29 protein-coding genes are annotated in these 25,983 nt (G+C 63.6%); 19 read left to right on the top strand and 10 right to left on the bottom strand.

The annotated features are described in order from the left end of the window. Positions 1-14 precede the first annotated feature (14 nt). Genes ACQR1H_RS16720 through ACQR1H_RS16710 form a run of 3 tightly spaced genes read right to left on the bottom strand, consistent with a single transcriptional unit; the run spans position 15 to position 3,401 of the window. A complete protein-coding gene (locus tag ACQR1H_RS16720; protein ID WP_434907879.1) occupies positions 15-1,268 on the bottom strand; it encodes a radical SAM protein in 1,254 nt (417 codons plus the stop codon). A gap of 25 nt (positions 1,269-1,293) precedes the next feature. After that, complete coding sequence (locus ACQR1H_RS16715) at positions 1,294-2,361, bottom strand: geranylgeranyl reductase family protein (RefSeq protein ID WP_434907878.1); 1,068 nt, start codon at positions 2,359-2,361, stop codon at positions 1,294-1,296. An 8-nt stretch (positions 2,362-2,369) separates the two neighbouring features. Further along, a complete protein-coding gene (locus ACQR1H_RS16710; protein ID WP_434907877.1) occupies positions 2,370-3,401 on the bottom strand; it encodes a radical SAM protein in 1,032 nt (343 codons plus the stop codon). 99 nt (positions 3,402-3,500) lie between these two features. Here ACQR1H_RS16710 and ACQR1H_RS16705 point away from each other — a divergent pair, with 99 nt between their 5' ends. From ACQR1H_RS16705 to ACQR1H_RS16645, 13 genes are all read left to right on the top strand, one after another. Beyond that, positions 3,501-4,202 (top strand): type 1 glutamine amidotransferase, encoded by a 702-nt coding sequence (locus ACQR1H_RS16705; RefSeq protein ID WP_434845329.1) that lies wholly within the window; start codon positions 3,501-3,503, stop codon positions 4,200-4,202. A 259-nt stretch (positions 4,203-4,461) separates the two neighbouring features. Then, positions 4,462-4,842: a DsrE/DsrF/DrsH-like family protein gene (locus tag ACQR1H_RS16700; RefSeq protein WP_315802231.1), complete on the top strand. Its 381-nt coding sequence runs from the start codon at positions 4,462-4,464 to the stop codon at positions 4,840-4,842. A 31-nt stretch (positions 4,843-4,873) separates the two neighbouring features. Beyond that, positions 4,874-5,599, top strand: coding sequence for a 4Fe-4S dicluster domain-containing protein (locus ACQR1H_RS16695; RefSeq protein WP_316171964.1), 726 nt, complete (start codon positions 4,874-4,876; stop codon positions 5,597-5,599). A 62-nt stretch (positions 5,600-5,661) separates the two neighbouring features. Further along, complete coding sequence (locus ACQR1H_RS16690) at positions 5,662-7,035, top strand: heterodisulfide reductase-related iron-sulfur binding cluster (RefSeq protein ID WP_315802233.1); 1,374 nt, start codon at positions 5,662-5,664, stop codon at positions 7,033-7,035. Beyond that, positions 7,032-8,084: an FAD-dependent oxidoreductase gene (locus tag ACQR1H_RS16685; RefSeq protein WP_315802234.1), complete on the top strand. Its 1,053-nt coding sequence runs from the start codon at positions 7,032-7,034 to the stop codon at positions 8,082-8,084. Before ACQR1H_RS16690 ends, ACQR1H_RS16685 begins: the two co-directional genes overlap by 4 nt. Further along, a complete protein-coding gene (locus ACQR1H_RS16680) occupies positions 8,081-8,956 on the top strand; it encodes a hypothetical protein (RefSeq protein WP_434907876.1) in 876 nt (291 codons plus the stop codon). Before ACQR1H_RS16685 ends, ACQR1H_RS16680 begins: the two co-directional genes overlap by 4 nt. A gap of 10 nt (positions 8,957-8,966) precedes the next feature. After that, complete coding sequence (locus tag ACQR1H_RS16675) at positions 8,967-9,713, top strand: 4Fe-4S dicluster domain-containing protein (protein ID WP_434907875.1); 747 nt, start codon at positions 8,967-8,969, stop codon at positions 9,711-9,713. Next, positions 9,713-10,636: a CoB--CoM heterodisulfide reductase iron-sulfur subunit B family protein gene (locus tag ACQR1H_RS16670; RefSeq protein WP_316178266.1), complete on the top strand. Its 924-nt coding sequence runs from the start codon at positions 9,713-9,715 to the stop codon at positions 10,634-10,636. Before ACQR1H_RS16675 ends, ACQR1H_RS16670 begins: the two co-directional genes overlap by 1 nt. Next, positions 10,633-11,109, top strand: a complete 477-nt coding sequence (locus ACQR1H_RS16665) for a hypothetical protein (RefSeq protein ID WP_316238275.1) — start codon at positions 10,633-10,635, stop codon at positions 11,107-11,109. Before ACQR1H_RS16670 ends, ACQR1H_RS16665 begins: the two co-directional genes overlap by 4 nt. 15 nt (positions 11,110-11,124) lie before the next feature. Continuing rightward, positions 11,125-11,565 (top strand): glycine cleavage system protein H, encoded by a 441-nt coding sequence (locus ACQR1H_RS16660; RefSeq protein ID WP_434845325.1) that lies wholly within the window; start codon positions 11,125-11,127, stop codon positions 11,563-11,565. 45 nt (positions 11,566-11,610) lie between these two features. Then, positions 11,611-12,618, top strand: coding sequence for a YeiH family protein (locus ACQR1H_RS16655; RefSeq protein WP_434907874.1), 1,008 nt, complete (start codon positions 11,611-11,613; stop codon positions 12,616-12,618). 42 nt (positions 12,619-12,660) lie between these two features. Continuing rightward, positions 12,661-13,155: a sulfur carrier protein DsrE2 gene (gene dsrE2 / locus ACQR1H_RS16650; RefSeq protein ID WP_315802241.1), complete on the top strand. Its 495-nt coding sequence runs from the start codon at positions 12,661-12,663 to the stop codon at positions 13,153-13,155. Positions 13,156-13,196: 41 nt separating this feature from the next. Further along, positions 13,197-13,424 (top strand): sulfurtransferase TusA family protein, encoded by a 228-nt coding sequence (locus ACQR1H_RS16645; RefSeq protein ID WP_315715462.1) that lies wholly within the window; start codon positions 13,197-13,199, stop codon positions 13,422-13,424. A gap of 151 nt (positions 13,425-13,575) precedes the next feature. Here ACQR1H_RS16645 and ACQR1H_RS16640 read toward each other — a convergent pair whose 3' ends face one another. From ACQR1H_RS16640 to ACQR1H_RS16615, 6 genes are read right to left on the bottom strand one after another with little or no spacing between them, the layout of a single operon-like run. Continuing rightward, positions 13,576-14,841 carry a (Fe-S)-binding protein gene (locus tag ACQR1H_RS16640; RefSeq protein ID WP_434907873.1) on the bottom strand — a complete coding sequence of 422 codons (1,266 nt, stop codon included), beginning with the start codon at positions 14,839-14,841 and terminating at the stop codon, positions 13,576-13,578. Positions 14,842-14,845: 4 nt separating this feature from the next. Then, positions 14,846-16,573 (bottom strand): nickel-dependent hydrogenase large subunit, encoded by a 1,728-nt coding sequence (locus ACQR1H_RS16635; RefSeq protein ID WP_434907872.1) that lies wholly within the window; start codon positions 16,571-16,573, stop codon positions 14,846-14,848. Continuing rightward, positions 16,570-17,277: a hypothetical protein gene (locus ACQR1H_RS16630; RefSeq protein WP_434873968.1), complete on the bottom strand. Its 708-nt coding sequence runs from the start codon at positions 17,275-17,277 to the stop codon at positions 16,570-16,572. Before ACQR1H_RS16630 ends, ACQR1H_RS16635 begins: the two co-directional genes overlap by 4 nt. Beyond that, complete coding sequence (locus ACQR1H_RS16625; RefSeq protein WP_434864087.1) at positions 17,226-18,290, bottom strand: hydrogenase small subunit; 1,065 nt, start codon at positions 18,288-18,290, stop codon at positions 17,226-17,228. Before ACQR1H_RS16625 ends, ACQR1H_RS16630 begins: the two co-directional genes overlap by 52 nt. Then, entirely contained in the window at positions 18,283-18,702 is a 420-nt protein-coding gene (locus ACQR1H_RS16620) for a hydrogenase expression/formation C-terminal domain-containing protein (protein ID WP_434907871.1), read from the bottom strand. Before ACQR1H_RS16620 ends, ACQR1H_RS16625 begins: the two co-directional genes overlap by 8 nt. After that, the gene (locus ACQR1H_RS16615; RefSeq protein WP_315802247.1) at positions 18,692-19,192 is read right to left on the bottom strand and encodes a HyaD/HybD family hydrogenase maturation endopeptidase; all 501 of its coding nucleotides are present in this window, start codon (positions 19,190-19,192) and stop codon (positions 18,692-18,694) included. Before ACQR1H_RS16615 ends, ACQR1H_RS16620 begins: the two co-directional genes overlap by 11 nt. Positions 19,193-19,323: 131 nt before the next feature. On the opposite strand from ACQR1H_RS16615, the gene ACQR1H_RS16610 reads away from it, so the two are divergent. The 6 genes from ACQR1H_RS16610 to ACQR1H_RS16585 all read left to right on the top strand — a co-directional run bounded on the left by ACQR1H_RS16610 (position 19,324) and on the right by ACQR1H_RS16585 (position 24,678). Beyond that, positions 19,324-19,569 (top strand): HypC/HybG/HupF family hydrogenase formation chaperone, encoded by a 246-nt coding sequence (locus ACQR1H_RS16610; protein ID WP_315802248.1) that lies wholly within the window; start codon positions 19,324-19,326, stop codon positions 19,567-19,569. A 1,076-nt stretch (positions 19,570-20,645) separates the two neighbouring features. Then, a complete protein-coding gene (locus ACQR1H_RS16605; RefSeq protein ID WP_315802249.1) occupies positions 20,646-21,134 on the top strand; it encodes a MarR family winged helix-turn-helix transcriptional regulator in 489 nt (162 codons plus the stop codon). 118 nt (positions 21,135-21,252) lie between these two features. Then, positions 21,253-22,869 (top strand): FAD-dependent oxidoreductase, encoded by a 1,617-nt coding sequence (locus tag ACQR1H_RS16600; protein WP_434883997.1) that lies wholly within the window; start codon positions 21,253-21,255, stop codon positions 22,867-22,869. 199 nt (positions 22,870-23,068) lie between these two features. Then, positions 23,069-23,599: a DUF4142 domain-containing protein gene (locus ACQR1H_RS16595; RefSeq protein WP_434907870.1), complete on the top strand. Its 531-nt coding sequence runs from the start codon at positions 23,069-23,071 to the stop codon at positions 23,597-23,599. 286 nt (positions 23,600-23,885) lie between these two features. Beyond that, positions 23,886-24,158, top strand: a complete 273-nt coding sequence (locus ACQR1H_RS16590; protein ID WP_315802537.1) for a hypothetical protein — start codon at positions 23,886-23,888, stop codon at positions 24,156-24,158. A gap of 28 nt (positions 24,159-24,186) precedes the next feature. After that, positions 24,187-24,678 (top strand): GNAT family N-acetyltransferase, encoded by a 492-nt coding sequence (locus tag ACQR1H_RS16585; RefSeq protein WP_316178279.1) that lies wholly within the window; start codon positions 24,187-24,189, stop codon positions 24,676-24,678. An 83-nt stretch (positions 24,679-24,761) separates the two neighbouring features. Here the strand turns inward: ACQR1H_RS16585 and ACQR1H_RS16580 are convergent, their stop codons facing one another. Then, complete coding sequence (locus tag ACQR1H_RS16580; RefSeq protein ID WP_434907869.1) at positions 24,762-25,652, bottom strand: hypothetical protein; 891 nt, start codon at positions 25,650-25,652, stop codon at positions 24,762-24,764. Positions 25,653-25,983 lie beyond the last annotated feature (331 nt).

Below are 25,983 nucleotides of genomic sequence, written 5' to 3'. Positions count from 1 at the left end.
CATCTTCCTTCCGGTTATTTGGGTAGTCCGCGCCGGAGTTGGCTGCGCACGTGGCGAATGTCGCGGCGATCGAGCTTGAAAGGGTATGAAGCAATGTCGCGCGGCGGCGAGTCGCCGTAGGGGCGGTCGCAGGCGGACACGTCAGCGGCCTCCTTGCCAGGGCAGCCGGACGTACGGAAGGCCACGCCCGCGTCGATGATCGCGTCGACTTCGTCCTGCGGCAGACCAAAATCGACGAGTTGACCGCGTTCGTCGAAACGCATGCGCTGCAGGGAATGGCTTCGATAGTCGATGAGATAGCGGGCGAGCTGTATGCGTCGCCATTGCGGGCGCGGCGCCGGCGGGAGATGATCCATCAAAGAGCCTTGTTCGGGAAAGAATGCGAACAGGTGGCTGTGGCCGCCGAGGTCGCGAATTCTCTGCACCTGCGAGAGAACGTCGTGGTCGCTCTCGCCCATCCCAACGATGAGATGGGCGCCGAAACGTTCCGGGCCGAATATCTCGGCGGCGGCCAGCAGGATCTCCCAATATTTGTCCCAGCTGTGCGGCGATTGAACGCCGTGGCCGCGGGTGCGGTCAAAGATGGCCGGGTTGGCGGCATCGAGCGCGACCGTAAATATCTCGGCGCCGAGATCCTTCAGCTCCTGCACATCCAGTCGGGTCATCGTCGTCGGGTTGGACAGGATGGACACGGGCACGTGCCTGATGCGTTCAACCCATTTCCGCAGGACGATGCGGGTGTCCTGGTCCGACCGCGGATGCGTGATCATGCTGATACACATGCGATGAAAGCGCCCGCCGTCGCCGCCCGATGCGACGATGTCGATCACCTGGTCGTAAGGCACCGCAGGCCAGTCGACACGAATAAAGTTGCGGTCGGCATAGTCGCGCTCCGCTTCGCGATGGCGCGCAAGCCCGCAATAAGCGCAGTTGGCGCGGCAGCCCTCCGGGTAGGTCAGCAGCAGGTTCAGGCAACGGGTGCAACTGGTGCGATGCATGTAGCCGTTCATGATGCCGAGGGTGATCGCCGCTGCCGTCGACATTTGCACGTAGTCGGGTGATCGCATGTTCGGCGTCAGAACGTTGTCGTTCGGCAGGTAGACGCCTTCCGGCCGCGCGTCCTGTGCTTTCACGCGCCCGCCGTTGCGTGCTTCCGCCGGCACGTCGCCGGGCGCGCGCGGCCGCATGGCTTCGGCCGCGTTGAAGGCGCGCGTCTCCCCGGTGAGGAAATCCGGCACCGGATGCGTCGGTCCTTCGAGACAGCTCATGACTTCCTCTCCTGATCCTGCATTTTCACGCCCAATAGTTCGGCGAACTGATCCACCCCTCGGCGAGCGCAGCCGCGTCGGGGCGACGGCCGTCGCCGTATTGCGCCAGAACTTGCCGTCGTCGCCGTGATGCCCGGCTCAAGGCCGCATCGAAAATGTCGCTGAGCTCTTCGTCATAATCATTGAGGGCGCCGCTGCGGCCGGACAGCATGTCTGCCGCGGCTTGCCCGGCGAGTGCGCCCGATTGCACGGCGGAGGCGATGCCGGCGCCGGTCACGGGGTTGGTCAGGCCCGCCGCATCGCCGGCCAGCAACACCTGGGTTGCGCCAAGCCGGCCTGTCGAACCCACCCTGCCGCCCACGGGTATCGCCCCGCCCGTCAACGCGAACGGGCGCGTTCCGATGCGGCGCGATGCCGACAGCGCGCCAAAGAGCGCGGCGAGCATCGGTTTCAGCCGCCGCCGGTCCTCCATCATGACGCCAACGCCGATATTGGCCACGGCGCCCTTGGGAAACAGCCAGCCATAGCCGCCGCGATAGTCGGCGCTCAGGAAGATATCCGTGGCATCGTGCGGCACGATCAGCGGCGCGGTCAGTTGCCTCGTATCGACGAGCGCGCGATTGGTCTGGCCGATCGCCGCGCCGACCCGCGAGCGAGGGCCGTCGCACCCGATGAGCACGCGCGGCTTCAGGGCAAGACCATCGGACGTATGAGTTGTGCCGTCGATGTCGATGGCAACCACGGAGGTGCCGTATCGGCACGCGGCTCCCGCATTCGCCGCCTCATCAGCGAGCATTCGATCGAAGGCGGCGCGATCGATCATCCAGCCGCGGAAATCCGGCGTTTCCTCGCAATCTGTCGCCTCGGTGAAGGTCAGCATGCGCGTGATCTTCTGTTGGGCGACGGCCGTGATGTTCGGAACGTCCCGCTCGATCATGGCGGGCACGAACTCGGCACACTGGACCGGGCGACCCGCCTCGAGCCGGCGATCCACGGCGACGACGCGGTAGCCGGCCTTCGCGGCAACTGCGGCCGCACGACTCCCAGCCGGTCCAAGCCCGACGACGACGATATCCGTTGCCTCGGCGTTCATCGTGCACCTCAGGCTGCGCAAGCCCGCCGTCCGGCGAGGCCGTCAAGCGCGATCGAGCAGCAGGCATGCTCCTGCTCGACCGGGCGACCGATGGCGCGGGCAAGAGCTACGATGCCGTCCGCGGGATAGGCGATGCCGTCAAATCCGGCCATGACGGCGTATGCATCGGTCATCAGCTTATGGCGGCCTGCGGGGCGGATACAGCCAAGTTGAACCGGCGCGTGATTGATCCGTTGCCGCGCGGCGACCAGGACCTTCGCCACGTCGTCGGTGGATATCGTGGCGAAGGGCCGATCCGGCGGCGCATAGATCGGCGTCACCACCACCAGGATCAGCGCGGCGACCGGATGGCGCGAAACGATGTCCAGCGCGGTCTCCTCGCCGAGCAGCCGGCCATAGTGCAGACCGATGACGATGTGTGGCACGACCTGCATCTTGGTGCCCGAGAGCGCGGCGAGCGTCGCCTCGAAATCCGCGACGGGACGGTCGAGGTGATAGACGTCGCGGATCGTCTGCTGCGAGCCGATCAAGTCGAGCATCGCGACGTCGACCCCGGCCGCTTCCATGGATCGGGCGCGCCGTTCGTCGAGCAACGCGGAGTGGACGGCGATGCGCAGATGGGGAAAGTCGCGCTTGAGCCTTTCGATGGTCGGATAGAAGCGGTCGTACGGAACCTCGTTGCGGCGGTTGGATCCGCCCGAGAGCAGGAACCCGCGCAGATCCTTGAGCAGAACGAGATCGCGCACCTTGCGGTCGAGTTCGTCCGGGGTCGTTGCCGCGATCATCGGTTCGAGGATCTTCGCCTGACAGTGATCGCAATTCAGCGCGCAAGCGCCGCCGGTGATGGAAAAGGCAGGAAAACTCGCCTTGCCGCAGCCCTTGAGTTCCTCGCTGGCATAGGCGCGGAACGTCGGCGTGTAGAACCGCATCGGCCCGAGTGCGCGCTCGCGCGCCGTCGCCTCGAGTGCATCGACGAGCCCACGGTCAAAACGCAGGTCGTCGAGCGGTTCGATCTCCTGCAGCTTCTCATACCATGCCATTGCGTTCCTCGCTTTTCATATGCGAAAAAACATATATATTTCAGGTCTGCCGTCGGCTTCGGCCGTCATTGATGCTTCATTCAGTTGTCGCGGTTCGCCATGAAGACACTCTGCGTCCTGCAGCATTTCGAGGCGGACTATCTCGGCTTGATGGAAGATCAGTTCGAAGGACGCAACGTCGGCTTTCGCTATTGCCGGCCGTTTACGGCCGGAGGATCGATACCTGCTACGGCGGGGGACTTTGACGGCCTCATTGTTCTTGGCGCCGGACCGCTCGGAGTCGTCAGCGGCAACCTGCTTCCGAGCCTCGGGCCGGAGTTGCGGTTGGTACGGGATTTCCTGGCGCGCGGCCTGCCCGTCATCGGCATCGGAGCCGGCAGCTGCATACTTGCAACCGCGTGCGGCGGCGGCACTCAGGAAGCTCCGCTCCGCTTCGTCGTGGAGACGGCCCGACGGGTCGATCCCGCTGCGCTCGGCGGTCATCTGCCGCAATCCTTTCCCGTGGCGATCTACATGCGCGATCGCCCGGTGCTGCCGGCCGATGCAAGTGTTCTCGCGATCGACTCTGCGGGGGAGCCGGCGGTGTTTCAGCTTCGTGATAACTGCTTCGGGTTCCTCGGCCATCCCGGAATCAAATCGGCCATGATCGAGGATCTGATCATGGCATTCGAAGAATGTCCTGATCGCACGGCGGAAACGCTCGCCGACCTGCGCGTGGTGCAGCGCGAGATCGCTGCGGCGCTCGGGCCGCTGATGATTGGTTTGATCGAGTCGACGCATCTGATGCGGCCGCTCCCGTAGGACCGTTCTCCCGAGCAACGAATTATTTTCTTCACCCTATAGATGTCATTCAAAAAATGGAATATGTTTTGTGCGTTCGTCCGATGGATTGGATGAAATCGATGTCAGCTTGTTGTCCACCTGGGACTTCGGTTCCTGGGCTTGTTGATCTTCATCAACTCCAAGGCGATGCGCCTCGAGATAACTTGTCGTGCACGCTCCTGTGTCGATGTGCGCTACGCGCGCTCAATAGCAGACGATCGGGGAGGACATCGTAGGAATGGCGAAAAAGCTCATCATCATCATGGTCAATACCGATCCTCGCAACGGCGAGGAACTCGGCGCGCCGTTCTTCCAGGCCACCGTTGCCGCGGCGATGGACTACGAGGTCGATGTCGTCTGTACCGCGACGGCGGGACAGCTCATGAAAAAGGGCGTGGCCGAGAAACTCGTGGTCAAGCCCGGATCTCCGAAAACCGTCTATGACTTCATCAAGGACGCGCACGGAGCGGGGGTGAAGTTCTATTGCTGCTCTCCGAACCTCGATCTGTTCGACATGACCGAGCAGGATCTGATCCCTGAATGCGAGGGTATCGTCGGGGGTGCGAAGGTCATCGAAGAGGTGATGGAAAACGATAATGCCAAGGTGCTGACCTACTGAGGAGAGCCGCCAGATGACGAGCGGAGCTTCAATGGAGCTGACCTCTATCGGCGACCCGGTCTCCGAGGCGCCGGTCGTTCCCTATGAGAAGCTGGAAGAGGTGTTCGACGACATTCGCTCGCACGTCCTCTACGATCATGAGCTGCACGGCTGTCTCAATTGCGGCATCTGCACCGCGACCTGTCCCTCGGCGCACTACTACGATTATTCGCCCCGCGAGATCGTCCAGCTGCTGTGGACCGAAAATCTCGAGGGCATCTACGACGCGATGCAGGAGAAAATCTGGTCCTGCGCGCAGTGCTACACCTGTGCCGCCCGCTGTCCGTTCGAGAATTCACCGGGCGGGCTCGTCATGATCATGCGCGAGGTCGCGATCAAGCATGGCATGCAGTCGGCGAAAGATGTTCTGCGACCGTTCTCGCGGGTGCTTCTGAAGGTCATTTCCACGGGAAATCAGCTCGCGCCCAACATGATCACGCGCGATGCGTTTCCCGACTGGGGCCCGAACGTCGCCAAGGTCGATGCTCCGCTCAATATCCTGCGCAAGGCCATTCCAGTCCCAACCATGCACACCATGGACACGGCCTGGGAGGTCAACCTGAAGACGTCCGTCGAACTCTACACCATTTGGGAGGCGACCGGCGTGCTCGATCAGCTCGAGACGATCGACGAGAATCTGTTCGACGTCGTCAGCGACGTGATGGATGAGAAGCGCGAGGAATACAACGAGTGGCTTGAAGAGCAGCAGGAAGAATAGGCCGCTGAGACGACCACAATAGACGGCGAGATCAATCGCCGCGGTGGACGACGGAGGAAGCGATGGACGAAAAGCGCAGTGACAGTCAGTCGGCTTACGCCGGCTTTGGCGCGGAGTGGCGCCCTTCCAACCTGACGCCGAGCGAGGCGCAGACGGCGACGGCCTGGGTGGAAACCCGGATCGACCGTCGCTCCATGCTGACCAACAAGGAGCGTGTCCACGACATCCGCGACGCGATGTGGGAGTTGGAGAAGGACGGCGAAATCGTCGTTCATCGGATCGACGAGCGCCACGAGCCGGTGGTGGCGCGCACACTGTACGGCTGGGACAAGCGCATTCCCACCACCAACCTCTGGCAGCACAAATCCTGCGGACAGTGCGGCAATATCCCCGGCTATCCGTCGAGCGTGATGTGGCTGATGAACCAGCTCGGCGTGCGCTATCTCGACGAGACCGATCAGACCTCTTGCACCGCCTGGAATTATCACGGCTCCGGGGTCGGCAATGTCGTCAGTCTGGCCGCCGTCTTCCTGCGCAACTTCCACCAGGCATACATGTCGGCCAAGGCGCAGGGCCTGCCGGTCGGAACCTACTTCCCGCTGATCCACTGCGGCACGTCGTTCGGCAATTACAAGGAGATGCGCATCTTCTTGATGCATTCGGCTGAACTGCGCGAGCAGGTGAAGAAGATTCTCGGCAAGCTGGGTCGTCTGGTCGACGGCAAGCTGCTGATCCCCGAAGAGATCGTGCACTATTCCGAGTGGCTGCACGTCATGCGCCACCGCATCCGGGAGCGGCAGGTCATCGACGTGAGCAGCCTTCGTGCCACCGTTCATCCGGCCTGTCACGTCTACAAGATGGTTCCGGAAGACGTGATCTATGACGACACCGTCATGGACGGCAACCGCGTGGCGGTATCGACCGGCCTGATGCAGGCGCTGGGTGCACAGGTCGTCGACTACTCGACCTGGTACGACTGCTGCGGCTTCGGCTTTCGTCATATCATCGGCGAACGTGAGTTCACGCGCTCCTTCGCCATCGATCGCAAGATCCGGGTCGCGGTCGAGGAGGCGCGGGCGGACGTCATGATCGGCCACGACACGGGTTGCATCACCACACTCGACAAGAACCAGTGGATCGGCAAGGCCGTCGACAAGGTCTATGCGCTGCCGATCATGGCCGATTGCCAGTTCGCGGCGCTCGCCCTCGGCGCGCATCCCTACAAGCTCGCACAGCTTCACTGGCACGCCTCGCCGTTCGAGGGGCTGCTCGAGAAGCTCGGGATCGACTGGCAGAAAGCCAAAGCCGAGTTCGAGGCCTATCTCGGTGAGGTCAAGGCCGGCCGCATCGAGACGCTTTACGACCCCAAACGCGCGATTACGTCGGGCCCAGGCTATGTCAAGCCGACGGCGACCCTGCCAGGAGCCGCATCATGACCCGTCCCGTTCTCATCGTTGGCGGCGGGCCGTCGGGGCTTTCCGCCGCACATGCGCTGGCCGCGGCCGGCCAGCGCGTCGTTCTCGTCGAAAAGGCGGAGCAGCTCGGCGGTGCGCCGATCCAGTCAGGCTACGCCAGGCTGGTGCCGTCCGGCGAATGGGCCAAGGACGCCATCGGTGGCATGGTGCGCCGGGTCGAAACCGACAGCCGTGTCGAGATCCGAAGGCGCGTCACGGTGAAAGCCTTTTCGGGCAGCCCAGGCGACTTCCGCGTGACGCTGTCGGATGGCGCGGTGCTGGAGGCGGGGGCGGCGATCCTGTGCACCGGCTTCACGCATTTCGATTCCGTCAATAAGCCGGAATGGGGTTTCGGCACCTACCCTGATGTGGTTACGACGACACAGGTCGAGCAGATGCTCTCCTCCGGCAGGGGCGTGCGCTGTCCGTCCGACGGGCGCGAGCCGGAACGGGTTGCGATCCTGCTATGCGTCGGCTCGCGCGACCGCCAGATCGGTCGCGAGTGGTGTTCGAAGATCTGCTGCACGGTCTCCGCCAACATCGCCATGGAGATCCGCGAGGCGATGCCACGGTGCAACGTGTATGTCTACTACATGGATATCCGCACCTTCGGCCTCTACGAGGATCTCTACTACTGGGAAAGCCAGGAGAAGCACCGCGTCAAATACATCAAGGCGCGGATCGCCGAAGTGACGTCAGACGGCAGGCGGTTGATCGTGAAGGGCGAGGACACGCTGGTGAAACGGCCGATCTCGATCCCGTTCGACATGGTGGTGCACGCCATCGGCATGGATCCCAATGTCGACAACATGACGTTGTCGGCGGTGTTCGACGTCAAACTGCAGAAGCACGGCCATATCGAGAAGGCGTCGGTCTATTCCAACACATCGGCCACCTCGCGGCCCGGCGTCTTCGTCGCCGGCGCGGCCACCGGGCCCGAGACCATCGACGATTCCATCGCACAGGGCCAATCGGCAGCGATGGCCGCGCTGGCCCTGGTCCGCGGCGCCATGATGGAAGCGGCCGAGTGATGTGGCCGATCACCAACCATAGAGGCAAGGCGGTGGTCGAGCCGACGCGGCCGGTGCTCGATCTGTCCGGCCCCAGGCTGCGGCGGGCGTTCGAGAGCCTCGTGGAATCCGCCGACGACAGCGGTGGCGTCGAGCGCTATGTCGGAGCGCTCGCGCTCAAGGCCTCGCTGTTCGAGGAGGTGTTGGGCAAGGGGGGGGTCAGCGAGCTGACGGAGGCCGAATTCTGCGACCTTGCCACGTTCATCACGCCGGTGCGCCGGCGTGTGGGGGCGTGGCTCGGCCGCAACGGGTTTGCGGCGCTGCGCAGCAGGCTCGAGGCGCTGCTGCACGGATGGTCCGACCTCGGCACAACCGACCAGCGCGTCGCCGCGTTCGTCACGAGCTTTCCGGCCGATCGCGAGCACCGCTGGTCGCGCGATCTTGCCGCCGAGGTCCTTCATTTCACCGCGCCGGACCACTATCCGCTGATGACGCGCTGGATGTGGGACGCCAGGGTCAATACCGGCGTATTGCGCGAGATATGGTACGACGAGGCTGCCGAGACCGGCGCGATCGCCGTCGGCGACGGCTTCGCCACTTTCACGATGCTACGCAAGGAGCTCGAAGGTTTCCTGCAGGCGAACGGTGTCTTCCGCGATCTGGCCTTCTACGTCGATCTGCTCTGCGCCCACACCTATGCAAGCTATATCAACGACAAGGGCGGCCAGTTCCTGAACGCGGACTTCTGCGGCAGCTTCAAGGCGGACGCGATGGCGCATACGCGCCGTCTCCTGGGACTCGATGCGGTCGATACCGAGTCGGGGCGCACCCGCCTGAAGCTGATCGATGGCAGGGCCCATGTGCTCGGGCAGCCTCGCCTGCTGAGCGAATGAGGGAACATCCATGCCGATTCACGAAAAATCGCTGATCCGGCCCGAGAATCTCGTCACGCATGAGCACCTGGAAATTGATGGCGTCGATGTCTCCGGGCACTGGAGCACGTTCATCACCTCACGCGCCATCACCGACTACAACGAGCAGATGCAGGAGGAGATCGCGGCGCTCCCGGGAGGCGAGTTCATCCACCGCTGCTGGCAATGCGGCTCATGCACCAATGCCTGCACGATCAACGCCGTGAATCCCGACTTCAACCCGCGCTATTGGATCTACCTGATCCGAATGGGCTTCGAAAGCGAGCTACTGCGCGACAAGGACATCATCTGGCAGTGCGTCTCCTGCAACAAATGCACCTATGCCTGTCCTCGCGACGTCAGTCCCGAAGGCGTGATGAAGGCCACGGCACATTGGCTGGAGCTGAAGGGCCATACCGAGAAGAAGCCGTCCACCGCGTTCGATGAGGTCTTCTCCGAGCAGGTCTTCGCCACCGGCAAGATCGAGGAGGGCCGCGTGCTGCGCCGGTTCTTCGCGCGGACCGGGCAGTCCCTGTCGCAGGGGTGGCTCGTCGAACTGATACGCAGACTCGCCAGCCGATTGCCGGTGGGCCTCCTGGTGAAGTTGGGACTTGCCAGCGTGGTCCGTCCTCGCACGCGCGGATGGGGGGGCGCCAGCCTCGCGATCGACGAGTATGTCCGTGAGTGTGAAGCAGCGGCCCGCAAGGCGCTTCGGTTGGACGTTCAGGGAGCTGAGTGATGAGCGACAAACACAAGCGGGTCGCCTACTATCCGGGGTGCGCGCTCGAAGGAACCGGGCACGCCTACAACCGCTCCACCCGGGAGGTCGGCAAGGCACTCGGCCTCGATCTGGTCGAGCTCAGGAACTGGAACTGCTGCGGCGCCATGGAGGTCAAGAACATCGATCCCAAGCTGCAGACCTATCTGTCGGCCCGCAACCTCTCGATCGCGGATGCGATGGGGTTCGATACGGTGATGGCGCCTTGCAACGGCTGCTATCACAATCTCAAGAAGGCCGAATACGACCTCGCCAAGGATCCCGCGTCGCGTGAAGTGACGGACCGATTGTCGCGCAAGGCCGGCCACGCGACCTACGAAGCGGGCAAGGTCACGACCATTCACGCGCTCGACTGGATCAAGGAATCCGTCGGCGAACAGGGCCTCAAGACACGCGTGAAGAACTCGCTCAAGGGCCTGAAGGTCGCCAACTACTACGGTTGCATGTACACGCGGCCGCGTCACATCTTTCCGGAAAAGGATAAGGGGCCCGGCTCGGAATCGACCTCGAAGCCCCATTTCATGGACGACCTGCTGGCTGCGGCGGGGGCCGAGAACGTCGAGTACCCGCTCAAGACGGCATGCTGTGGCGGCGCTCACACGCTGTCCGACAGCGACACCTCGACCAAGCTCGTTCTCAACCTGCTCACGACGGCCGAGGCCTGCGGCGCGGACGTGATCGCCACCGAATGCCCGACCTGCCACACCGGGCTCGAAATGCATCAGGTGCGCGCGGAAAAGGTCTTCGGCCGCAAGACCAGCGTCAAGATCCTGTACTTCACCCAGCTCCTTGGCATGGCGCTCGGGCTGTCGGCGCGCAAGGTCGGCGTGCAGGAGAATTTCTCGGATTCGACCGGTCTGTTGCATGCGCGGGGGCTCGGGTGATGGCGGATATCGGTATCACGAGCCTCGACGACGTCGCGGAGCGGCTGGACGGCATGTTGGCCGCGTCCGATGCTGCACTCGGGGCGGCCGCCGCGCCGCTCGCCGAGGAGTTGCTGCAGCTCGGCGAAACGATTCTCGAAACATGGCTCGCTGCGCACGGCGAGATCCCGACCGATCGCCAGGTCGAGACGTTTCGCCTGCTGGCGCTGCATCGGCAGGGCGCGCGCGGCGATGCAAGCTTCAACGCCTGCCGCGAAACCTGCCGCGAGCTCGTCTATCACTACAATCTGGTGCGCCTCGAGCCAGGCCACGCGCAGGTCGCCCGGCGGCTGCGGCTGGGCGCCATGGTCGCGCGGCATCTTATGCTGTTCATCGGAGGCAAGCTGGAGGTGGCCGGGCTCGGCGAGTTCTGCTGCGCGTCCCGGCCGCTACGTCAACCCGATGCATCGACGCAAGCCAACGAAACCATTTGAGACAAGGAGAAGACGATGCCCATCGTCCGCGGCTGCAACCTTCCCGACGACCTCCTCTATGACGTCGAAAACAACATCTGGTATCGCGAGAACGCCGACGGCACCGTGACGCTCGGGATGACCGCTGTGGCAGCGGCCATGGCCGGTCAGCTTGTCGCCTTCACACCAAAGAAGGCCGGCCGGTCGGTCGATGCGGGCAAGTCCTGCGCCACGATCGAATCCGGCAAGTGGGTCGGCCCGGCAAAGGTCGCCTTCAATGCGGAAATCGTCGAGGTCAACGATGCAATGAGCGCAGCGCCCAAGCTGGCCAACACCGACCCATATGGCGACGGATGGATGGTCAAGGTGCGCCCGAAGGACTGGGCTGCTGCCAAGGCCGGCCTCGTGCCGGGCACGGCGGCCGCCGCCCCTTACGAAGCGAAGATGGCTGCCGAGAATTTCGCTGGCTGCGCGTAAGGAAGTGGACAGGCTGTGACTGAGACCGCCGCAATCAGGACATCGATGATAAGTCGCGGCCTCGCGGCCGTCATGTCGCTGCCGACCTACTTCCCGGGCGTCCTGGCCAGTTTGATCATCGCGATCGCGGCAACCTTCCTGTCCGAGCACTATGGCGGGCCGGTCATGCTGTTCGCCTTGCTGCTTGGGATGGCCTTCTATTTCCTGTCGCAGGAGGGGCGCTGCGTTGCCGGCATCGAACTCGCCTCAAAGCGCATCCTGCGCGTCGCCGTCGGCCTGCTCGGGGCGCAGATCACGATTGCCGAGATCATGAAGCTCGGCCCGACGCCCGTGATCACGGTCGTCGGCGCGGTGATCCTGACCATCCTGTTCGGCGCGCTGGCCTCCCGCGCCATGGGGTTGAGCCGGCCGTTCGGAATCCTCACCTCCGGGGCCGTGGCGATTTGCGGAGCGTCGGCGGCGCTGGCGATCTCGTCGGTGTTGCCCAAGGGGGAGCACCACGAACGCGACACGGTCTTTACCGTGATCGGCGTGACGGCGCTCAGCACGATCGCGATGATCGTCTATCCGCTGGTGATCGCAGGATTCCATCTCGATCACGCTGCCGTCGGCATGTTTCTTGGCGGTACCATTCACGACGTGGCGCAGGTGGTTGGCGCCGGCTTCAGCGTGTCGGAGGAGACCGGAAACGTCGCGACCTTCACCAAGCTGCTCCGGGTTGCCATGCTGCTGCCCGTCGTCGTGATGCTGTCCTACGTGTTCCGCGCCCATCGCGTCGGCAAGGCCGGGCGCCAACTGCCGGGGTTCCTGGTGGTGTTCGCCGTTCTGGTGATGCTCAACAGCGCCGGCGTCATTCCCGCATTCCTGCTTGCCGTCATCAAGGACATTTCAAGGTGGTGCCTCGTGACGGCGATCGCAGCGCTCGGGATGAAGACGTCGCTCAAGGCGATGGCCGATGTCGGCGGCCGGGCGATCGCGCTGATCGTCGCCGAGACGCTGTTCCTCGCAGTCCTCGTGCTGATGGTCGTGCGTTGGAAAGCAGGAATCCAATGACGCGCGCGGTTGCGCCTGCGAGAGACCAAACGGAGAGATGCAATGGCCGAAGACAACAATACCAAGCGCATGTCGATGATTGTCACCAAGGGGACGCTGGATTGGGCCTATCCGCCCTTCATCCTGGCCACGACAGCGGCGGCCATGGGCCTCGACGTGACCATGTTCTTCACCTTCTACGGCTTGACGCTGCTCAAGAAGAATCTCGACCTGAAAATCTCTACGCTCGGCAATCCGGCCATGGAGATGCCGATGTTTGGAATGCACATCGGTATGCCGAATCTCGTATCGGCCATCCCCGGCGTCGACGCGGCGGCGACGACGATGATGAAAAACCTGATCAAGAAGAAGGGGGTCGCATCGATAGAGGAGTTGCGCACGATGGCCATCGAAGCCGACGTCAAGATGATCGCCTGCCAGATGACCATGGATCTGTTCGAGTACACCAAGGACGACATGATCGAGGGGCCGGTGCTCGGGGGCGCTGCGACCTACATCGAGACGGCGACCAAGAGCGACATCAACCTGTTCATTTGAACGTGTCACGGACCCAGCACCAGAAATGACGGAGAGACAGGATGGCTGACCAGGTTCTCGATGCCAAGGGATTGAACTGCCCGCTGCCGATCTTGCGCGCGAAGAAGGCGCTCAAGGACGTGCCGATCGGTGGCACGCTCCAAGTGCTCGCCACCGATCCCGGCGCTGTGAAAGACTTCGAGGCGTTTTGTCGCACGACCGGAAATGATCTCTTGGAATCCAAGTCGGAAGGCAAGCAGTTCGAGTTCCTGATCAGGCGAACGTCCTGACGCTGCGCAATCTCTGCCACGCCGAAGTGCCTGTCGTCATGATCGAGACCGGGGCCGCAACAAGGCGGGGGCGCCGACGCAGTCTACGTTGCCCCGCGGCCCGCGTTGCGCCGCCGTTTGCCCACGACGCAAGGCGCACGACTGTGAGCCGTCACCCTTGCGTCTTTGCCGGGGCGTCCTCGATCAGGTGATCCGCAATGATCTCCACCAAGCTCGCGAGGCCACCTTCCCATTTCCAGTGGGCCTTGCTCTCGTCCATGGTCAGCCGGCAGTTTGAGCATGCCGAGACCATCGTCTTCGCGCCGGTCTTCTCCACCTGATCCATTTTGATCTTGAAGACCTTGTGGCGAAGATCGGCTGCGCGCGCGATCGCCTGCACGCCGCCGCCGCCACCGCAGCACCAGTTGAGATCTCCGGTCGGGGTCATCTCGCGGAAGTCCTTCGCGAAATCCTGCAGGAGGAATCGCGCATCCTCGGTCGCGCCGCCGCGACGGGAGATCTGGCAAGGATCGTGATAGGTGATCGACTCCTCGATCGGTTTCAGCTTCAGCCTGCCGTCGCGCTTGAGCTGCGCCATGAATTCCGAAATGTGCACGACTGCGAAGGGAAGGGGGCGGCCGAGCACATTGGCGCCCGACCAGCGCAGCACACCGAAGGCGTGGCCGCACTCCGGAATCACGACCGTCTTGGCTCCGACCGCCTCGGCGGCTTCGGTGATCCGCTGAACCATGATCCGGGCGACGTCTGCCTTGCCGGCCAGATAGCCAAAATTCGTGGCTTCATAGCCCTTGGTGCTCAGCGTCCAGTCGACGCCCGCGTGGTTGAGCAGCTTGGCCATGGCCACCACGGAATCGGGGTATTTCATCGTTTCGACGGACGAGAGCGTCAGCAGAATGTCGGCCTTGTCCTTGTCGAGCGCGATGGGCACGTCGTGCTCATCTTCGAGCCATTCGATGCGATCGCGCAGCTTGTCGGCTGTCACGCCCAGCGGGCTTCCATGGTCGCGCGAATTGTCGGCGGCCTGCAGAAGGTCCTTCGGCCCAAGTCCTGCCTTGACGAAGGCCTGCCGCGCGCCGCCCACGATGGAAGCGATGTCGACCCCCATCGGACAGATCGTGGTGCATCGACCGCACATGGTGCAGGTATCGAACAGCAGTTCCTCCCATTCCTTGAGGTCCTCTTCCGTGATGCGGGGAGCGAAGAGGGAGAGCGGGAATTTCTGCCGGCGATAGGCCTTGGCCATCGGAAACAGCTTGTAGGCGGGCGTATGCCGTGGATCTCCGGAGGCCTGATAAAAGTGGCAGGCTTCGGCGCAGTTCCCGCAATGGACGCAGGCCTCGAGATAGCTGACCAGATGTTCCTCGGTCCGCGCCAGGAACGTTCTGCTGGCTGCTTCGACGTCGATTTCGCCGCCCATCGCCTTACCTCACCCGCAATTGTATCAGCTCTTCGCCGTCGGGATCGATCACATGCACCGCGCAGGCGATGCACGGATCGAAGCTGTGGATCGTGCGCTGGATCTCGAGCGGCTGCCGAGGATCGTGGAGCGTGTGGCGATCCATCAATGCCGCTTCGTAAGGTCCGGGCTGGCCCTTGGAATCGCGCGGCCCCGCGTTCCAGGTCGAGGGCACCACGGCCTGATAATTATCGATGCGCTTGTTCTTGATCACCACCCAATGCGCCAGCGCCCCGCGCGGCGCTTCCATGAAGCCGACGCCCTTGGCTTCGGTCGGCCAGGTCGAGGGATCCCACTTGTTCGAATTGTGAACGTTCAGATCACCCGCGCGGATGTTGGAAAGAAGACGGTCGTACCAGGTCGACATCTGGTCGACGACGATCTTGCTTTCCAGGGCGCGCGCCGCTGTGCGTCCCATGGTCGAGAACATCGCCGTCAGCGGCAGGTCGAGCTTGCCCAGCGCGTAACCGGCCAGTTCGCGCGTCGGCTCGTGACCTTTGGCATGGAGCATCAGCACGCGCGCGAGCGGACCGACCTCCATGACATGGCCCTTCCAGCGCGGCGCCTTGAGCCAGGAATAGCTCGCGCCGACATCGAGCTGCTCGAAGGGGGGCTTGGGACCGGTGTAATGCAGATTGGTCTCACCCTCGTAGGGATGCAGGCCCTTGTCCTTGCCGCTTGCATAGTCGTACCAGGAATGGGAGACGAACTCCTGGATTTCCTCCGAATTGTTCATGTCGACGGGATGGATCGTGGTCAGGTCGCGATTGAGGATCGCGCCCGCCGGGATCAGCCAACTGGCCGGGTCGTCCATGCCCTTTTCGGGGAAGTCGCCGTAGGTCAGGAAGTTGCCCACGCCTTCGCCGCGCGCGAACCAGTCCTTGTAGAAGGAGGCGATGGCCAGCGTGTCCGGCAGATAGACCTGCTCGACAAAATCCTTCATTCGGCCGATCACGGTCTTCACCGTCTGCAGGCCGTCGATGCCGATGGCGGTGCCGCCGGTGTTCAGGCTGATCGCTGACGGAGCGCCGCCGACCAGGAAATTGGGATGCGGATTCTTGCCGCCGAAGACGGTGTGGAGCTGCACCACCTCGCGCTGCCAGGCGAGCGCTTCCAAATAGTGCGCGACCGCCATCAGGTTTGCTTCGGCCGGCAGCTTGAATCCGGGATGTCCCCAGAATCCACCTGCAAAGATACCGAGCTGGCCGCCTTCGACGAAGGCTTTCAGTCTCTTCTGCGTGTCCGCGAAATAGCCCGGGCTCGACTTCGGGAAGCTCGAGATCGATTGCGCCAGTTGCGACGTTGCCGCCGGATCGGCCTTCAACGCCGACACCACGTCGACCCAGTCGAGCGCATGCAGATGATAGAAGTGCATGACATGGTCATGCACATATTGTGCGGCAATCATCAGGTTGCGGATGAGTTGCGCGTTCGGCGGAATGGTGTATCCCAGCGCATTCTCCACGGCGCGGACGCTGGCGATGCCGTGGACCAGCGTGCACACGCCGCATATGCGCTGAGCGAAAGCCCAGGCCTCGCGCGGATCGCGTCCTTTCAGGATCAGTTCGATGCCGCGCACCATCGTGCCGGAACTGTACGCACCGGTGATGCCGCCATGGGGATCTGTTTCCGCCTCGATCCGCAGATGCCCTTCAATGCGCGTGATGGGATCGACGACGATGCGCTGGTTCATATCTCGACTCCCCGGCGGCTGTAGAAGATCCCGGTCTCGCTCCTGGTCAGGAAGACGAGGAAGGCATGCATGAGTTTTCCGAACGGGAACCAGATCAGGAACAGGCACACGGTCAGGATGTGCACGGACAAGAGCGTCTCGTACGGCGCCCATAGGTGGCTCACCGCGATCAGCCCCGTCACGACCGGAAGGAACGTCACCAGCCAGCTGAAGTAGTCGTCAAGCGTCGAAAGCAGTCTTAAGACCGGATTCGTCATCCGTCGCGCCAGCGCAGCCAGGAGCGACGCCAGCGTGACCACCGAGGCGGCCGAGATCACGCCGGTGGGCAGATTCGGCCATGAAAAGCCGAACAATCCACGCAGGAAGAGAATGTGCTGCGCCAGTCCGAACACGATGATGGCAAGGCCGACGTGAAAAACATAGCCGTTCACCGTGCTGAACAACGAGGCGCGCAGATAGGTGTTCGCGGGCCATAGGTGACGCACGAAGCCACGGAACGCGCCAACCACGGCATGCGGTGCATCAGCTCGCCTCGCCGATCTGTCGCTGGTCCAGGGCAGGAGCAGCAGCGACGCGAGCCGCCACAACACGCCGCCCACGAATATCGCGATTGCGATCTCGATCGCGGGTCCGCGCACGAAATCCAGCAGGCTCATGGCTGGGCCTCCCTCTCTGCTCGTTGTTTGCGTCGCCGCGCCAGCCATGCGCTGGCAATCCCGACCGCCGCGCCCGCAGCCGCGGCGCCGCCGATGATCTCCGGATCATTCAACGTGTTTGAAGAAAGTGGCTGGTAGAAGCTGCCACGATCCCAGAAATTCGGTTCGGAACAGCCCAGACAGCCGTGTCCCGACTGGATCGGGAAAGAGACGCCACCATTCCATTTCATGGTCGCGCACGCATTGTAAGTCACGGGCCCCTTGCAACCGACTTCATAGAGGCACCAGCCCTTGCGCGCTCCCTCATCGTCGAACTGCTTGGCGAACTGCCCCTTGTCGTAGAACGGCCGGCGATAGCAGCGGTCATGGATCGTATCGCCGAAAAACGCTTTCGGTCTGCCCTTGTCGTCGAGATCGGGAAGCTTGTTGAACGTCACGAGATAGGCAACCGTGCCGGCGATGGCTTCCGGAATGGGCGGGCAACCGGAGACATTGATCACCGGTTTGTCGGTGATGATGTCGCTGACGGCAACCGCGCCGGTGGGGTTGGGATTTGCGTGGGGAATGCCACCGAAGGCCGCGCAGGTCCCGACGGAGATCACCGCGGCTGCATCTGCGGCCGTCTCCTTCAGCACCTCGAGGTTGGTCTTGCCGGCGTTGGTGGAGTAGACCCCGCCATCCCTCGTCGAAACGGAGCCGTCGACCACGACGACATATTTGCCCTTGTTCTCCTTCATGGCAGCGAGGCGGGCCGCTTCCGCGGCAGTACCCGACACTGCCATGAGCGTTTCGTGATAGTCGAGCGAGATGAGATTGAAGATCATGTCCTCGATGGTTGGACCGAAAGAACGCGTCAGCGACTCCGTGCAGCCCGTGCATTCCTGAAACGAGAGCCAGATCACGGATTGGCGGCGCGTATTCGCCAACGCCTCCGCCATGCCCTTCGCGGCCATCGGGGGCAACGCCAGAAGGCTGGCAAGATAGCTCGTATATTTCAGCAGGGCGCGGCGGGAGACGCCGCTGCGCGTCAAGAGCTCGCCGATCGTCTCGGTTTCATGCATCTTCGGTATCCTCTGAAGAGACGCGGTCGATCAGGTCTTCAGCCAGTCTGTTGCTGGCCGCAGCGATGTCGGCCGCATGGCTCGTCAGGATCTCCGGGGACGCCGTGATTTCAATGCGTTCGGCGGCGAGCTTGTCCCCGGCGCCGAAATGGCGAACCCACCACACGCCGGCATAGCGCGTCTCCCAGATTTCACTGGTGCCGGCTGCGGTCAAAACGGCCTCCAGGTCACCATGGCCCAACCGCTCTTCCAACTCGCTGCGGTCCGCAGCCGTGAGAGGCAGGCTGCACAGATCGATCGCCGCGCATGTGCCGGTTTTGGCAAGCACACCGAGGTGATGGGCGATCTCGCGGAGCAGGCTGTCGATCATCCCCGTGCGGAACCCTGCCGCGGCATCCGCTTCAACTGTCATGGTGCCACCTGCTGAGCAGTGTTTTGATCTGCTGACACGCGGAGGGAATGGCCGCGCCAACCGCGGGCGTCAGCGACAGGCCCCATTGGGTGGATTCAGGTTGAATTGCGACCAGCGCCCGGCGCGCCGGCTCGCAGCCGGCCAGCCGCGCCGCCGACATCAGGTCGGCAAGCGCGACCTCATGAGCCGTCCGCTTCTTGCCCGTGAGCTGCCGGTCCATCTCCGGACCTTGAAAGATCTTGACGGTGCCGGGCTTCGCGCCCAGTTCCACGGCGTCGACGGCGATCAGCGAGCCGAAATCTTCGATCTCCGAAAACAGGGACAGCCCGAGCGTCCCGCCATCCCGCAGAGCAACACAAGGCGGTATCTCGCCCGCACATTCAAGCGCATCGAGGGCCCGAATGACGTGCACACCAATGCCGTCATCGCTCAGCAGGATATTGCCGAGTCCGAGCACCAGCGTGGTGGTCGCCGCGACATTGGTCCGCATGGAAATCCCCGCGAGATCAGACGCCACATATTCTATGCAGCGAATATGATTCCCTTATCTTGATCCACGTCAAATCGAGTTCATCGATCGGGCTATGATTTCGGACTCAAGTATTTGCGGGTGGAACCGAGATGTGCCTTGGCATCCCGATGCGGGTCGTGGAGAGTGACGGAGTCATGGCGCGATGCGAGGCTAAAGGCATCGAGCGCACGGTGAGTCTGTTTTTGCTACAGCATGAAGCTATCGAGCCCGGCGATCACGTCGTGGTTCATGTCGGTTACGCCATCCGGAAGATGTCGGAAGCCGAAGCGTCGGGTGCATGGGATCTCCTCGACGAAATGCTTGCGGCGGAAGACGCAATGCACGGCAATACATGAGCTCGCCGGCTGTGGAATATCTCTACGGCGCTGGTGGCGCGGTTCAGCGCATCCGCTTCGGGCTGGGGATGCCACCTTCCGGCATATCGCTTACCAAAAAAAGAAAATTTTCGACGTCCCGAGATCGATCTGACCCGCACACCCGATGTTCCCTAACGGAGGCCTGATTTGACCGGCGGCTGATAAATGCCGTTTCTATGGGTTGCGTTTGCTTTATAGTTCAATTCTTGAATGTGATGCAAGACAAGCAAGAAGGAGGGTCAATGCGATTGGTTGTCTTCCTCGCGGTGTTGATACCACTGGGCCTATCTGTGGCACATGCCAAAGGGGCTCCACATAAGCCGATAAAGGCGGAGCCTATTGGTAGATGCGAGTATACTTCGATTTGTGGCACGGGTTGCAGATTTTGCCCCACACATGGCGCTTGCCGTTGCAGCAATTGTTGCCTCGCGACATCAAGACATAATAGATAGTAGATCTAATAATCAATTTTGCGGATTGCTTGGTGAACGTCGAGCCATGTCATGCTATAGGGCAACCGTTTTAGTTGGTGGCCTCACTATTTCATTCGCGATCTCGTTTCGGCCTAATGCAATTTGGATCATGGCTGAGACCATCGGCGGCGCCGCGCTTGGGACCTGTTCGGCGTCACCGTCCGCACGATTACCGATCTGGCGAAGCGTGGCATCATTGCGTGCGCCGTGCGCTGCTACGAGCTGACGGCCAGCTTCGCGGCTATTGCGAACATTTGCTGAAGCTGGCGACGGGACGCGGCGGCGGTCAAGCGATTTGCATCGGCGACGGTAGAGCGGGCTCGCCTGGCGCGTGAGCAGGCCGGCCACCGGTTGACCACCGAACCCCTGTGAACAGACGGCGAAAATGGTCATCAATCACGAGCAAACTTCATTTTCCCTATTGGCCTTTTCGTTCGCTATTTGCGTTCGGGACGCTGGGGGCGCAGGCTCGAATCCTGCCGTTCCGGCCATTCTTCGCGTGACATCTCACGCGTTTCCCGATTTCACCTTGCGTCTGCGACGTTGACCCGGCGTGGTTCGATATGGCGAGGTAGTCCCGATATGACAGCGCGAGATCAACGCAAGGCGCGGCCCACCGGGCAGACGGCATGGCGTCACGCCAATGTCGGCCGGCTGCTCAACAATGCGGTGCGCCGGTTCGAATCCCGGGTTCTCCAATTGATGGCGGAGAGCGGTCACGGCGAGACGCGGATTGCCCATGTCAGCCTCACCCGCAACCTCGACGTCGAGGGCACCCGGCTGACCGAGCTCGCGCGGCGGGCCTCGATGAGCAAGCAGGCGATGGGCGAACTGGTCGATCAATGCGCCGAGCTGGGGCTGGTGTCGCGCGAGGCCGATCCGAGCGACCGGCGCGCGCGCCTCGTCCGCTTCACGCCGGCCGGACTGACATGGCTGGAGGCGTTTGGCGATGCCGTGGATGTGGCGGAAGCCGAGATGCGCAAGGAGCTCGGCAAGGCCGCGATGGACGCGATTCTGCAGGGATTGTCGGCCTATGGCGCCCGCTTCGACACGCTCGACGACACCAGATAGTCAGGCTGCTTGACTAATTCGCGGGGCGCGCTAGCATTCCTCCATTGCGAGGAGGAGCGCCGTGATCGAACGTCTGAGCGCCTCGGTGCTGATCGTGGGCGGCGGTCCGTGCGGGCTGATGCTGGCCAACGAGCTTGGCCGCCGCGGCGTGTCCGCAATCCTGGTCGACGAGAAGCCGGGAACGGCGTTCAACCCGCAGGCCAACGCGACGCAGGCGCGGACGATGGAGCATTTCCGCCGGCTCGGATTCGCCGACGAGGTCCGGCGCGCCGGCCTGCCCGCGGACTACCCGACCGACGTCGCTTATTTCACGCGCTACACGGCGCATGAGCTGGCACGTTTTCAATTGCCGTCCGCGGCGCGCGCGACGGAACTGGTGAAGGGCCTGTCCGGCTCATGGAGCGCGGCCGAGCTGCCGCACCGGGTGTCGCAGAAATTCGTCGAAGAAATCCTGCGCCGGCATGCCGCGCGCCTTGCGGGCATTCAGTTGCACTACGGGCACCGGTTGATCGGCCATGCCGTTACCGACGGCGGCATTGCCGCCGAGGTCGAGCGTGTCAGCGACGGCGCGCGCCTCGAGATCGCGGCTGATTTCCTGATCGGGGCCGACGGTCCGCGCTCCCAAGTGCGACAGTCGCTCGGGATCACCTATGGCGGAACGACGGGCGTGCAGCGCGATTTCATGGGCGGCCGCATGCTCGCGGTCTATCTGCGCTCGCCGGAGTTCTACGCCAGCGTCCCGCATGCGCGGGCCTGGATGTATGTCTGCTTCAACCGCGACCGCCGCGCCTTCATGGCCGCGGTGAACGGACGCGACGAGTTCGCTTTCCATACCCAGCTTCGGCCCGGCGAGAACGAAAGCGCTGTTACCGCCGACGATGCGCGGGCAGCGTTCCAGCGCGCCTGCGGTGCGCCCATTCCCTGCGAGGTGCTTTCGCATCTCACCTGGACCGCGGGGCATGCGCTGGTCGCCGAGAGCATGCAGCGCGGCCGGGTCTTCCTTGGCGGCGATGCGGCGCATCTGTTCACTCCGACCGGCGGGCTCGGCTACAACACCGCGATCGAGGACGCGGTCAATCTCGGCTGGAAGATCGCGAGCGTCGTCAAGGAAACGAGCCCCGTCTCGCTGCTCGACAGCTACGAGGCCGAGCGCCGTCCGGTGGCGCTGCGCAACACCGACTACGCGCGCGGCTTTGCGGATTCGCTCGGCCTGTTTGCCGCGGTGCCCGAGATCGAGGACGCGACCGCGGCCGGCGACGAGGCACGGCGCATCGCCAGCGCCTATCTCGATCAGCATGCGCGCGCCGAGTTCAACATCCCCGGCGTCACCTTTGGCGGCCGCTATGATGGCTCACCGATCATCATCCCCGATGGCACCCGGCCGCCGCCGGATGCGGCCAACGCCTACGTGCCGAGCGCCTGTCCCGGCGGCCGCGCGCCGCACGCCTGGCTGGAGCAAGGTATCTCGCTGTACGACCGCTTCGGCTTCGAATGGACGCTGTTGCGGTGTGAGGGCAGCGACCTCGATGAGGATCAACTACGTGAGGCCATGGGGCCGCTGCGTGTCGACGTCGAGATCGTCACCTTGCCGCGGGCCCTGCGCGATCTCTACGAGGCCGACCTCGCTTTGATCCGTCCCGATCAGATCGTGGCCTGGCGCGGGAGCGCAGCGCAGGCCGGCCTGCTTCGAGGCGTGCTGGCTCGGGCGCTCGGCGGGGATGCACGCACTCACTGAGCGCTGCATGGCGCGGGTCCGAAACCGAGAAGTCGCGGACGTTGTGCTGCAGGGACGGTTGTGCCGCAGCATTTGGAACCCGCCGCGTCGTTGCGCGCGGAAGCATTCTGCAGGGTTGCCGCGCGGGGCTTAGGAACGATCGTCGGGTAAGGCTCTTGCCGTCGCGACGATCAGGAGTCGAACCCCTCGGAGATCAACGATGAGCAGGATGATCCACAACCATCAGACGAGAGCAATCCGAATTGCCCTGGCCGCCTCTGCCGTGACCGTGTTGGTGGCCGGCGGCGCGGTCGCCGCTCCGAAGGGCCGGTCGCCCGCCAAGGATCAGCATTTCATGACCGAGGCGATCGAGGGCGACATGTCCGAGGTGAACATGGGCAAGCTGGCGCAGCAGAAGGGGCAGAGCGATCAGGTCAAGCAGTTCGGGCAGGCCTTGCAGCAGGACGATAGCGAGCATCTGCAGAAGGCGCAGCAGCTTGCGAGCCAGAACGGGATGAAGGTGCCGTCCGAGCCGAGCAGGAAGCAGAAGGCCATCTACAACCGGTTGGAAGGCATGTCCGGCGGTCGGTTCGACCAGGCGTTTGCGCAGGCGATGGTTCGCGATCACCAGGAGGATATCAAGAAGTATCAGAAGCAGGCGGCGGCAAACTCACCGCTGTCGGACTTCGCCCAGCAGACCGTGCCGGTGCTGCAGAAACACCTCGACATGGCGAAATCCTTGGCGAAATGACATGCGCCAGAGCGATCACAATGCCTCAGCCTTGTCGAGGGGGCGTGATCGCCAATGAACGCGCTATCTGAAGAACGCGTTGCAGATCACGACGCCAATGCACGCCGGCCGAGACGCTGGCAAAGCAGCATCGCAAGAGGGCCGAGCCAGGATCGGCGGGAAATCGCACGTCGGCATCGCGCGTTCGGCATTGGAGTGCCGTCTGCCCGAGCATTGCCCGACCTTCGTCCGGCTGCTAGCGTTCTCCCGTGAGGCACGGGCAAACGAAAAGACGATGACTGACGTGATGACCGAATCGGAAAAGGCGCAGCAGATCGTGGCTGCGCTGAGGGCGGCGGAAGTGAGCCCGCCGGAAGCGGCACTGCAGACGTTGAACGGCCTGATGGGCCTCGTCCGCAGCCCGAGCGCGGAGCAGCCGCTCGAGGTGGAGGAGGCGCGCTCGGCGGCCTTCATGTCGATCTGCGAGGTCGGCAAGGCACTGCATCGGGGGCAGCCGACGGAGGCGCTGTGGCCGACGGCGCTGTCGGCCAGCGAGCGCTGGCTGGCCCTCGCCAAGTGAGAAAGGGCGAGTGAGAAAGAACCAGACCATGAGGTGGCGCGCAATGGCGCCGGGCGATCTTGCTGATGTCGATGAGATCGCGGCCCGCGTGCACCCGAACTATCCCGAGGACAAGAGTGTTTTCGCGGAGCGCCTGCGTCTCCATCCTGATGGCTGCCGCGTGCTGCGTGGGACGGGCGCGGGCATCGCCGGCTATGTGCTCAGCCATCCCTGGCATCTCGGCCGGCCCCCGGCCTTGAACCTGCTGATCGGCAGCATTCCGCCGGCTGCGTCGACCTACTACATCCACGATCTCGCCTTGCTGCCCGAGGCCCGCGGCAGCGGCTCGGCGACCGTGATCGTCGAGGAGCTGATCCGACACGCGCGTGCGCTCGGCCTGACGTCGCTGTCCTTGATCGCCGTCAACGGCTCGACGCCATTCTGGGAGAGGCAAGGATTTGCGGTCGACAAGACAGCCGCTGCCGATCCGACCGGCAGCTATGGCAGCGACGCGAACCTGATGATCCTGCGGCTCGCCTGAATTGCACGCGCTTCGTTCGCGGCGGCGGTCCAACGCGAAGCGGCCCGGCGATGGGCCGGGCCGCTCGCTGGTCTTGATGTGCTCTATTCCGGCATCGACATTGGCCGCCGCCACATGTCGCGCCGCCGGCTGAAGCGGTTGGCGTGCAGCATCCATCCGGTGACAGGCTTGCCGTCGCGGTGACGGCCACCGCTCTCCGCAGCCGCCCAGGCGGCGACGGCGCCGAGCAGCAGCGCGGTGGCAACCGAGAACGCCAGGATGACGGTGCCGGCGCGGGTATGCGAGATGGCGCTCTTGGCTTCTGCGATCACGCTGTCCACCCGCCGCTCGGCATCGGGCGCAGCAAGACCCGTCGTGCCGCTGACGAGCTGCACGAGATAGCTGCGATCGTCCGGGCTGACGCCATTGTGGCTCGACGCCGTGAGCAGGATGCGGCCGGCCTCGCTGCGCGCGGGGGCGAGATCCGGGCTGGGTACCCGCCGGGGCGCGCGGAACAGATGGTCGAGCTCATAGCTCAGGATCGACGGTTCATTGGCCGTCGCCGGCGTAGTCAGCGGATGGGTCCGTGTCGCCGCGGACGCGCCGAGTACGGCCAGGGTGGCGCCGAGCACGACCGCCAGCGCCCAGGCTGTGACGCCGTGCAGGCCGTCCCGCTTCTCGGTCTCCTCGCTTTCGGCGAACCCGTGCGGTGCGCGCAAGCGGCCCGCCATGTAGCCGCCGCAGCCGAAGCTGATCAGCGCCTGCAGCACCAGATAGAGTCCGGACAGGAGCCAGAGCGCCACCGAGGCGTCGCGCCATGTCGGGGCGGTGGAGCTGACACCGAGACCGACCGACATGGCAAAGCTGATCAGGATCGAAGAGACCGCCGCCGCGGTCAAAGCTCCCGCAACGACCGGCGTCCATTGCAGGGTCCAGCTATCGGCCGTCGCGCTTGAAACGGGTGAGGCGACGACCGGCGCAGTTTCCATGGCCATGATCGTCGTCTCAACGCAGGCCGAAGAACGATAGAACGGCCATGATGACCACGATCAGCCCCACGAGATAAATCAGTCCGTCCATGATGATCCTCCTCCGGTTGGACATTGGTCGCCGTATAAGCGACGGCGAGCCGCAATGTTCCGTGCGCCGAGCGGCGGAGGAGGAGAGCACGCGCGGCTGCCGGCGCCGGAGTAAGGCTTGCCACAACAGCTAACGGATCATCGTGCCGTTGCGCGACGTAATAGAACAGGGCCGGGGGAGCACGGGGGCCTGACATCCCGCCGCTAGCCATCTCTCAATCGATGGCGCTGATCGTGCACCGCGCAA

It is taken from the genome of Bradyrhizobium sp. HKCCYLRH2015, assembly GCF_051168215.1.
Taxonomy (GTDB): Bacteria; Pseudomonadota; Alphaproteobacteria; order Rhizobiales; family Xanthobacteraceae; genus Bradyrhizobium.
Note: the sequence above shows the minus strand (reverse complement) of the source record. Positions and strands in the feature narration are given on the sequence as shown.

Excerpts from the sequence above, each read along its gene's own strand:
- ACQR1H_RS16720 (WP_434907879.1), bottom strand. The coding sequence starts at position 1,268 with ATGAGCTGTCTCGAAGGACCGACGCATCCGGTGCCGGATTTCCTCACC.
- ACQR1H_RS16715 (WP_434907878.1), bottom strand. The coding sequence starts at position 2,361 with ATGAACGCCGAGGCAACGGATATCGTCGTCGTCGGGCTTGGACCGGCT.
- ACQR1H_RS16710 (WP_434907877.1), bottom strand. The coding sequence starts at position 3,401 with ATGGCATGGTATGAGAAGCTGCAGGAGATCGAACCGCTCGACGACCTG.
- ACQR1H_RS16705 (WP_434845329.1), top strand. The coding sequence starts at position 3,501 with ATGAAGACACTCTGCGTCCTGCAGCATTTCGAGGCGGACTATCTCGGC.
- ACQR1H_RS16700 (WP_315802231.1), top strand. The coding sequence starts at position 4,462 with ATGGCGAAAAAGCTCATCATCATCATGGTCAATACCGATCCTCGCAAC.
- ACQR1H_RS16695 (WP_316171964.1), top strand. The coding sequence starts at position 4,874 with ATGGAGCTGACCTCTATCGGCGACCCGGTCTCCGAGGCGCCGGTCGTT.
- ACQR1H_RS16690 (WP_315802233.1), top strand. The coding sequence starts at position 5,662 with ATGGACGAAAAGCGCAGTGACAGTCAGTCGGCTTACGCCGGCTTTGGC.
- ACQR1H_RS16685 (WP_315802234.1), top strand. The coding sequence starts at position 7,032 with ATGACCCGTCCCGTTCTCATCGTTGGCGGCGGGCCGTCGGGGCTTTCC.
- ACQR1H_RS16675 (WP_434907875.1), top strand. The coding sequence starts at position 8,967 with ATGCCGATTCACGAAAAATCGCTGATCCGGCCCGAGAATCTCGTCACG.
- ACQR1H_RS16670 (WP_316178266.1), top strand. The coding sequence starts at position 9,713 with ATGAGCGACAAACACAAGCGGGTCGCCTACTATCCGGGGTGCGCGCTC.
- ACQR1H_RS16660 (WP_434845325.1), top strand. The coding sequence starts at position 11,125 with ATGCCCATCGTCCGCGGCTGCAACCTTCCCGACGACCTCCTCTATGAC.
- ACQR1H_RS16655 (WP_434907874.1), top strand. The coding sequence starts at position 11,611 with ATGATAAGTCGCGGCCTCGCGGCCGTCATGTCGCTGCCGACCTACTTC.
- dsrE2 (WP_315802241.1), top strand. The coding sequence starts at position 12,661 with ATGGCCGAAGACAACAATACCAAGCGCATGTCGATGATTGTCACCAAG.
- ACQR1H_RS16645 (WP_315715462.1), top strand. The coding sequence starts at position 13,197 with ATGGCTGACCAGGTTCTCGATGCCAAGGGATTGAACTGCCCGCTGCCG.
- ACQR1H_RS16640 (WP_434907873.1), bottom strand. The coding sequence starts at position 14,841 with ATGGGCGGCGAAATCGACGTCGAAGCAGCCAGCAGAACGTTCCTGGCG.
- ACQR1H_RS16635 (WP_434907872.1), bottom strand. The coding sequence starts at position 16,573 with ATGAACCAGCGCATCGTCGTCGATCCCATCACGCGCATTGAAGGGCAT.
- ACQR1H_RS16630 (WP_434873968.1), bottom strand. The coding sequence starts at position 17,277 with ATGGCTGGCGCGGCGACGCAAACAACGAGCAGAGAGGGAGGCCCAGCC.
- ACQR1H_RS16625 (WP_434864087.1), bottom strand. The coding sequence starts at position 18,290 with ATGCATGAAACCGAGACGATCGGCGAGCTCTTGACGCGCAGCGGCGTC.
- ACQR1H_RS16620 (WP_434907871.1), bottom strand. The coding sequence starts at position 18,702 with ATGACAGTTGAAGCGGATGCCGCGGCAGGGTTCCGCACGGGGATGATC.
- ACQR1H_RS16615 (WP_315802247.1), bottom strand. The coding sequence starts at position 19,192 with ATGCGGACCAATGTCGCGGCGACCACCACGCTGGTGCTCGGACTCGGC.
- ACQR1H_RS16610 (WP_315802248.1), top strand. The coding sequence starts at position 19,324 with ATGTGCCTTGGCATCCCGATGCGGGTCGTGGAGAGTGACGGAGTCATG.
- ACQR1H_RS16605 (WP_315802249.1), top strand. The coding sequence starts at position 20,646 with ATGACAGCGCGAGATCAACGCAAGGCGCGGCCCACCGGGCAGACGGCA.
- ACQR1H_RS16600 (WP_434883997.1), top strand. The coding sequence starts at position 21,253 with ATGCTGGCCAACGAGCTTGGCCGCCGCGGCGTGTCCGCAATCCTGGTC.
- ACQR1H_RS16595 (WP_434907870.1), top strand. The coding sequence starts at position 23,069 with ATGAGCAGGATGATCCACAACCATCAGACGAGAGCAATCCGAATTGCC.
- ACQR1H_RS16590 (WP_315802537.1), top strand. The coding sequence starts at position 23,886 with ATGACCGAATCGGAAAAGGCGCAGCAGATCGTGGCTGCGCTGAGGGCG.
- ACQR1H_RS16585 (WP_316178279.1), top strand. The coding sequence starts at position 24,187 with ATGAGGTGGCGCGCAATGGCGCCGGGCGATCTTGCTGATGTCGATGAG.
- ACQR1H_RS16580 (WP_434907869.1), bottom strand. The coding sequence starts at position 25,652 with ATGGCCATGGAAACTGCGCCGGTCGTCGCCTCACCCGTTTCAAGCGCG.